We start from the raw sequence: 6,219 nt of genomic DNA, 5'->3' as shown, positions 1-6,219 counted from the left end.
ATTCCCACGATTCGCGACATTGCAGCTGCCTCAGGTGTGTCAGCTGCGACAGTTTCCCTTGTGCTGAACGGCAAGGGAGAGATTTCGGAAGCGACGAGGGTGCGGGTTCTCGAAGCTGTATCGCGGCTGAAATATGTACCTCGTACCTTCCGAAGCCGTACCAGCGAGGTCAAGGAGACATTGCGGTTTCTAAAAATCGCCAAACACGGCCAGACGGTAAACCGGGACCACAGTCATTTCATTTCTGATTATATCGATGGCATGTCGCAGGAGGCGCTGCGGAGAGGCTATGCGCTTGAGGTCGTCAGCCATGATGGCGAGACCATTGCGTCGATTGCAGAGGCTGTCGCTGGAGCCGCCGGCGTCAGCGGCGTTATCGCTCTTGGAACGGAATTGAGCGAGGAAGACATCCGTTTGCTGCAGAGCGTCGGGGCGCCGATCGTGTTCATCGATACTTTTTACGACGTCGTCGAGGCGAATTTCGTTAACATGAACAATATCGACGCCGTCTACAAGGTGCTGGAACGCTTCAAATCGCGCGGCTTCTCGAGAGTCGGTTTTGTCGCCAGCCATGTTGGAACGACCAACTTCAAACTGCGGCATGATGCCTATTTCCGCAACATGGAGCGGCTCGGTCTTGCGGTTGATCCCTCGCTGATCATTTCCGTTGAATCGACTTTTACTGGTGCCCATCGCGGTGCGTCTGATTATCTGGCGTCCGGCGGCAAACTGGCGGAATGCTATTTCTGCACCAACGACATCATGGCGCTCGGCTTTGCCAGGGCTTTGCGGGAGAACGGTATCGGTATTCCTCAGGATGTTTCGCTGATCGGTTTCGACAATCTGCCGATGAGTGCCACCAGCGATCCGCCGCTGACGACGATTGACGTGTCAAAGCGCAAGATCGGCTTTCATGCCGTGGCGCTGCTGGACGACATCATTACCGGCGCTGCCGACCTCCCCTGTGCAAAGATATTGGTCGGTGCCGACCTCGTCGCCCGCTCCAGCGGTTGAACCTACGCTGCGGATCAAGCTATGCTTTGATTCACAGCCGAAATTGCCCCATTTTAGATGGCGACCCGAAAACAGCAGACAGCGTGCGGCAACGTAATCAAAATGTTAGAGTAGATTTAAAGCGGGTGGGATCCCGGTGCTACGCTGAATGACATGCTCGAAACTGCTCGGCCAAGCCACCGCTCAAAGGCATCGACCGTGCTGGTCGGGCCGCTATGGAAGACATAATTGTTGCTCAGAGACTGCACAGGCTTTCGCGCTGAATTAGAACGGGCTCGAAGGCTTCGGGGCGCGGGAAGTCGGGGGTGGTGGCAGCCTGCATGGCGGTGGCGACGATGTGCTTGAGGTCGATCCGGATTGTCGTGAGGGGAGGGATGGCGTATCTGACCTCGTCCATGTCGTCGCAGCCGACGACGGAAACGTCATGGCCAACGCGCCGCCCGGCGGCGTGGCAGGCCGCTAGCACCCCCATTGCGATAAGGTCGGAGAAGCATAGAAATGCGATCTCTCCCCTGTGTGTGGCAAGGAGTTCGGTGGCCTTGGCGAAGCCGTAGGCGCGTGAGGTGGGGCCGGGATGGAGGCCTGGAGGCGCGAGACCGGCCTCGACGATCTCGGCCACTGCGCCCGATTGACGTTGGAACGCGGCGCTCGTTTGCCGGCCACCGCCGATCCAGTGAAGGTTGCGATGGCCGGCATCAATGGCTGCACGCGCGGAAAGGCGACCGCTGCGGACCTCATCCATGACGATCTGTGGGGCATCGAAGCCCTCTACCGAGCGAAAGAACAGCGCGGTCGAGATGGCGAGAGTGTCGCCGACGCGCAGGATCGCGTCCAGATCTGTGCAGGTGGTGCCGTAGGCCGGGCAGAGTAGCAGCGCCTCGCAGCCGACCTGAAGCGCTTGATGAAGGAAGTCGGCTTGACGCGCGCGATTCTCACGGGTGATGCCAAGGAGCAGGCGCTTGCCGCGGCTCTCAATTTCGGTCTCGGCCTCAAGGAGCATGTCGTTGAAGATAGGATTGGTAAGATCGCCGAGACAGACGGCGACCTGGTTGGTGCGTGACATGCGCAGATCGGCGGCTGCCTGATTGTAGACATATCCAAGCGACGTGGCGGCGGTACGGATACGGGCGATCGTATCGGCCGGAAAGCGGGTGTCACCGCGCAAGGCCAGCGATACGGAACTGACCGAGAGCCCGGTCTCCCGGGCGATATCCTTTAGAGTGACGCGGGCGCGCATGGGATCTCCTTTCGCATGATTCTGTCTGAAGTGAGCTTTAGGCGTCAAGTAGAACGTTTTAGTAAAACGTTCTAGTAGAACGATTGACTAGCATTTTTTTCCGTGCAATCTTTCCTTCCATGCTGGTCTTGAGGAGGCCACGCATTTCACGCTGGCCTCGAGGGGGCCGCACAATGTCTGGGAGGACACCATGAACAAAGCGATTTTCTCCGCCGCGATCCTCGCGGCTACCGGGTTCGGCCATGCAGCCGTTGCGCAGGACTGCAACTGGGTGCCCGAGCGCCCTGTAAACGTCATCGTTCCGTGGGGCGCGGGCGGAACGACCGACGCCAATGCGCGCCAGCTCGCGACCGCCTTGCAGGATCGGTTCGGCGTTCCCTTCAACGTGGTAAACCGCACCGGCGGCAACGGCGTGACAGGTCATACCGCGATCTCGCGCGCGCGGCCCGACGGTTATACGATCGGCGCGGCGACGGTCGAGATCGATACGATGCACTGGTTCGGGTTGACGGATCTGACCTATGAGGACATCACGCCCATCGCACTGATGAACATGCCAGCGGCGGGCGTCATCGTGAACGCAGATAGCCCGTTCGAAAGCCTGACGGAACTACTGGATTACGCGCGCGAAAATCCGGGTGAGTTGACCGCATCGGGCACAGCTCTGGGTGGGATCTGGCATCTGGCGCTTGCGGGAATGCTTGAGGCCGAGGGCATGGATCCTCAGGCGATCCGTTGGGTGCCCTCGCAGGGTTCGGCGAGCGCTTTGCAGGAACTGTTGGCGCACGGTGTCGACATGGTGACGCCTTCGCTGGAAGAGGGGAAGTCGCTGATCGATTCGGGTGAAGTGCGGGCGCTGGCCTATATGAGCGACACGCCGAGCCAGGCGTTTCCGGACGTGCCGCTGACGGCTGAGGAACTCGACAGCGGATGGACGCTGGCGGCTTTCACAAGCATCTCGGGACCGAAGGATCTGCCGGAGAACATCACTTGCAGTTATGAGGCCGCTCTGGAGGAAATCGTGGCGTCGGATCGCTGGGCCGAATTCCGCGCGAGTCTCGGCGCGCCAGTCGTCTGGGGCGATGCCGCACAATTGAGATCGGTGATGGAGGCCTACGACGAGAGCCTGGGAGCCACGATTGAGGCCATCGGCATGAAGAAAAATGACTAAAATTCGCGTGACCAGCGATTTCGTGACAGGCGGGGCTCTGGTTCTTGCTGGCTTCGCCATGTATCTGGGCGCGCGCGGGTTCTCCGCGCCGCCCACCATGAGCTACGGCGCGGGGTTCTTTCCGAAGATCGTAGCCGGGGGCATGGCGATTTCCGGCTTGCTGATCGTGCTGGCCGATTTGCGCGGGCGGCTGAGTAAGCGGGTCACGTTCGATGCGCGCGGGGCGGGGCGGGTCGCCCTGCTGGTCGCAATGATCGCGGCCTATGCGCTGGCGCTCAACCCGCTCGGCTTTCATCTGGCGACGGTCTGCCTTCTGTTCACGGTGACGCGGTTTTACGGCGGCGGTTGGATCTCGGCGGGTGTGCTGTCAGTCGCGGCGACGCTGCTCCTGCATTTCGTCTTCTATTCGGTGATGCGCGTTTCGCTCCCCTGGGGCGTGATGTTGCCCTTCGCATGGTGAGGTGACGTCATGGAACTGATGAACATCTTGAGGGGGCTGACCGACCCCACACTTTTGGCAACCATCGCTGTCTGCACGCTCTACGGCGCTCTGGTCGGCGCGTTGCCGGGGCTGTCTGCAACGATGGCTGTGGCGCTTCTGGTGCCTTTTACATTCTACATGGATCCGGTGACAGCGGTGGCGGCAATCGTGGCCACGACCACAACGGGCATCTTTGCCGGCGATATAAGCGGCGCGCTTTTGCGAATACCTGGTACGCCGGCTTCCGCCGCCTATGTTGCCGACAGTGCGACCATCGCGGAGCGGGGCCAGCCGCGTACGGCGCTGTTCGTATCGCTTTTTGCCGGCGTCTGCGGTGGGATCATCGGAGTCGGCGCATTGGCGTTGGCTGCACCGCTCCTGGCGGATTTTTCCAAAAACTTTTCGAGCGACGAGATGTTCTGGCTCGCTGCCCTCGGCCTCAGCTGTGCCGTTTTCGTGGCCGATGCACCGCCCGCCAAGACCTTTGCGAGCTTGTTCATCGGACTTGCCGTCGCTTGCGTAGGCATCGATATCGCGGTGGGCGAGCCGCGCTATACATTCGGTCTCTACGATCTATTCGACGGGGTAGAGTTCATCTCGGCCATGATCGGGTTCTTCGCGTTGACCGAGTTGTTCAAGGCAGCGGTGATGCAGCGCGACCCGGCGACCAGGATCCAAACACCGAAGATGGAACCGCTGGGTGAGGCTATTGGAAACGCACTGCGCGAAATTCAGGCACGATGGAAGAACATCGCGCGATCGGGTCCCATGGGCGTGTTAATCGGCGTGCTGCCGGGCGCGGGCGCGGATGTTGCTGCGTGGATCGCCTATGCGGTGTCCCGGAAGTTCTCACGCACGCCAGAGAAATACGGGCACGGCCATGCCGAGGGACTGGTCGACGGGGGGGCCGCCAATAACGCGGCCGTCAGCGGCGCATGGACGCCGGCGCTGGTCTTCGGGATACCGGGCGACAGCGTGACGGCCATCGCCATTGGCGTGCTGATGATGAAGGGCCTCAACCCTGGCCCAGACATCTTCGAGCGCAGTGGCGAGATCGTCTATACTCTTTTCGGCGCATTCCTGATGGCGAACATATTTATGATCCTCACCGGAGGCATCGCGATCCTGCTGGCGAGCCAGCTTCTTCGTATGCCCAAGCACATGCTGATGCCGTTGGTGCTGGCGCTTTCGCTTATCGGGGGATTTGCAGTCCTGAACTCGGTCTTCTCGATCTGGATCATCCTGGTTTTGGGTTTTCTGGGTTATGCGATGATCCTGGGCGGCCTGCCCATCGCGCCGGCAATCCTCGGGGTCGTTTTGGGCCCGGTGGTCGAGCAGAACTTCATGACCTCAATGATCAAATCGCAAGGCGCGCTGATGCCGCTATTCGATCGCAACATTTCCATGGTGTTGGGGGGCGCGACGATCTTGATATGGTCGATTTGCCTCTATCGCGCGATCTACACCATCCTCAAACCCAATGAAATCAATGACGCAAAGGACGACATCTCATGAGTAATGCCCTGAAGGAACGGATCGCCAGGGGCGACATCGTGACCGCAGCGTGGATCGATACCGGATCGCCGGAGGTTTGCGAGATCGTGGTCAACGCCGGCTGGGACGTGGTGGTCATCGACTGCGAGCACGGTGCGGCACCGCTCGAGGATGGATTGAGCCTCATCCGTGCGGTGCAGGCAGCGGGCGGCGAAGCGGTCCTGCGCGTACCCGACGGCGACGACACGACGCTGAAGCGCGCCCTCGACCGTGGCGCGCGCTCGATCCTCGTGCCAATGGTTAACTCGGTGGCGCAGGCCAAAAATATCGTGCATTCGTGCCTTTATCCGCCCAGGGGCGGACGGGGTTATGCCGCGCCCATCGTGCGCGCCTCACATTACGGTCGCTGGACCGATTACGCGCAGCAGGCGCATGACGACCTGCTGCTGATGGTGCAGTGCGAGCATATCAACGCGGTGCCCCACGTAGCCGAGATCGGCGCGGTCGACGGGATCGATATGGTCTTTGTCGGGCCGAATGACCTGTCTGGGTCCATCGGTCTTCTGGAGCAGCTTGACCATCCCGATCTTCTCAAGGCCAAGGAAGAAATCGAGCGAGCCGGCCGTGAACACGGCGTGAAGCTCGGTACGATCCTGGGTGGCGGGCGTAACTACAGCCAACTTCGGGACGCGGGATACAGCTTCATCGTGGGGCCGGCCGATGTGGGGCTGCTCTATGCTGCCGCGCGGGTTGCGCGCGAAGAGATGACGGCCGACCTCGAGCTTATTGCTGAGGCCGGGGCTGCGGCGCGCGACTACTGAG

The 6,219-nt window shown here is 60.8% G+C and carries 6 protein-coding genes; 5 read left to right on the top strand and 1 reads right to left on the bottom strand.

What is annotated here, in order from left to right; translation table 11 throughout:
- The gene (locus EDC90_RS16230) at window positions 1-1,014 is read left to right on the top strand and encodes a LacI family DNA-binding transcriptional regulator (RefSeq protein WP_132313507.1); all 1,014 of its coding nucleotides are present in this window, start codon (window positions 1-3) and stop codon (window positions 1,012-1,014) included.
- Between the two features lie 235 nt (window positions 1,015-1,249).
- Here the strand turns inward: EDC90_RS16230 and EDC90_RS16225 are convergent, their stop codons facing one another.
- Complete coding sequence (locus tag EDC90_RS16225) at window positions 1,250-2,251, bottom strand: LacI family DNA-binding transcriptional regulator (protein WP_132313505.1); 1,002 nt, start codon at window positions 2,249-2,251, stop codon at window positions 1,250-1,252.
- Window positions 2,252-2,441: 190 nt separating this feature from the next.
- On the opposite strand from EDC90_RS16225, the gene EDC90_RS16220 reads away from it, so the two are divergent.
- From EDC90_RS16220 to EDC90_RS16205, 4 genes are read left to right on the top strand one after another with little or no spacing between them, the layout of a single operon-like run.
- Window positions 2,442-3,422: a tripartite tricarboxylate transporter substrate binding protein gene (locus EDC90_RS16220; protein WP_132313503.1), complete on the top strand. Its 981-nt coding sequence runs from the start codon at window positions 2,442-2,444 to the stop codon at window positions 3,420-3,422.
- On the top strand, window positions 3,415-3,882 hold the full coding sequence (locus EDC90_RS16215; RefSeq protein ID WP_132313501.1) for a tripartite tricarboxylate transporter TctB family protein: 468 nt from the start codon (window positions 3,415-3,417) through the stop codon (window positions 3,880-3,882). The genes EDC90_RS16220 and EDC90_RS16215 overlap by 8 nt, the downstream gene beginning before the upstream one ends.
- A 9-nt stretch (window positions 3,883-3,891) precedes the next feature.
- Window positions 3,892-5,418: a tripartite tricarboxylate transporter permease gene (locus tag EDC90_RS16210; RefSeq protein WP_207903936.1), complete on the top strand. Its 1,527-nt coding sequence runs from the start codon at window positions 3,892-3,894 to the stop codon at window positions 5,416-5,418.
- Window positions 5,415-6,218: an HpcH/HpaI aldolase family protein gene (locus tag EDC90_RS16205; RefSeq protein ID WP_132313499.1), complete on the top strand. Its 804-nt coding sequence runs from the start codon at window positions 5,415-5,417 to the stop codon at window positions 6,216-6,218. The genes EDC90_RS16210 and EDC90_RS16205 overlap by 4 nt, the downstream gene beginning before the upstream one ends.
- Window position 6,219 lies beyond the last annotated feature (1 nt).

Source organism: Martelella mediterranea (assembly GCF_004342225.1).
GTDB lineage: Bacteria > Pseudomonadota > Alphaproteobacteria > Rhizobiales > Rhizobiaceae > Martelella > Martelella mediterranea_B.
This window is presented reverse-complemented; position numbering and strand designations above follow the sequence as displayed.